The following is a 1,664-nucleotide window of genomic DNA, read 5'->3' as shown; positions in this document are numbered from 1 at the left end:
ACTGTTTTTGCGATGGAACCTAAAGTGAAAAACGTGAATATTAGCTTAAAACTAAGTGATGGCATTTCGATTGTTGGTGAAAATTCAAAAGCTTTAAGCTTTGCGAAACCTGACGAACAAATGACGTATTTTGAGCTTGATGTAAGCAAAGCAAAAGGCATAAATACCGTTGAAGTCATTGCTTCTGGAAATGGTGAAAAATCGACTTACAAAGTGGAATTAGATGTGGTTAACCCTAATCCTATCACATCAAAAGCCATTGATAAAACATTAGCTGCAAATACTACTGAAAATTTATCATTTTCAACCTTTGGTGTCGTTGGCACCAATTCGGCTACTTTAGAATTTTCAACATTACCACCTATGGATTTTTCACGACGATTACAATATTTAATTCAGTATCCACATGGTTGTGTAGAGCAAACCACATCGAGCGTATTTCCGCAGTTATTTTTAGGTGATATTTTCGATTTAACACACAAGAAAAAACAAGCTATTCAAAATAATATTGAAAACGGTATTAAACGACTCGGGCATTTTCAAAGACCAAATGGCGGTATGAGTTATTGGATGGGAGAAAACACAGCAAACGATTGGGGCACCAGTTACGCGGGTCATTTTTTAATTGAAGCCGAAAAGAAGGGTTATATACTGCCATTAACATTTAAAAGCAATTGGGTTGCCTACCAAAAACAAGCAGCCAGCAATTGGCGACCAAGTTATAGAACTTACAATTCCGATTTAGCTCAAGCTTACAGATTATATACTTTAGCTTTAGCTGGAAGTCCAGATTTAGCAAGTATGAATAGGTTACGGGAGTTTAGTGAAATTTCAAACGAAGCCAAATGGCGATTAGCCGCAGCTTATGCATTGGCAGGACAAAAAGAAGCGAGCGACAACATTTCGCAATCTGCAAACATCGAGTTTAAACCTGTTAAGTATAATTATTACACATACGGCTCTAGAGACAGAAATCGTGCTATGGCTTTAGAAACTATGGTGCTTACTAAAAACCCGAAAACGCGAGAACTCGCTGAATATATTGCCAAAGATTTATCGAGCAACCGTTGGATGAGTACACAAACTACAGCTTATAGTTTATTGGCTATGGCGAAAATGGTAAATGCTAATGGTGGTAAAGCCTTAAAAGTAAATTACTCCATTAATGGAAAAACTGAAAGTATAGACACCAAAAGTGCCATTGCACAACGTGAGTTACAAGTAAATGATGGTGCAAATTCTGTATCGTTTACAAACCAAAAAGACAATGTGGTTTATGTTCGTGTTTTAAATTCAGGGAAATTACCATTAGGTGAAGAACTTGCCGAACAACGCGGATTAAGTGTATCGTACACTTACAAAGATTTAAAAGGCAATAAAATAGATGTATCAAAACTACAACAAGGGCAAGATTTTGTAGTAACTGTTAGCGTTAGCAATTTAAAAAATGAACGTGTAAACGATGTGGCTTTAACACAGATTTTTCCATCAGGGTGGGAAATTGTAAATACCAGATTTACAGATTTTGGTAGCGCAACAACAAGTCAAGCTAGATTTACAGATATTAGAGACGACCGGGTAAACTTTTATTTTGATTTGCCAGAAAAAGGAAAACAAAGCACTAAAACGTTTAACGTCATGTTAAATGCATCGTATTTGGGTAC

1 pseudogene is annotated in these 1,664 nt (G+C 36.3%); it reads left to right on the top strand.

The features are described 5' to 3' along the window. Nucleotides 1-1,664, top strand: a pseudogene (locus tag AADI82_RS15115) (hypothetical protein); the annotation flags it as partial.

It is taken from the genome of uncultured Wocania sp. (assembly GCF_964021735.1).
Lineage (GTDB): Bacteria > Bacteroidota > Bacteroidia > Flavobacteriales > Flavobacteriaceae > Wocania_A.
Note: the sequence above shows the minus strand (reverse complement) of the source record. Positions and strands in the feature narration are given on the sequence as shown.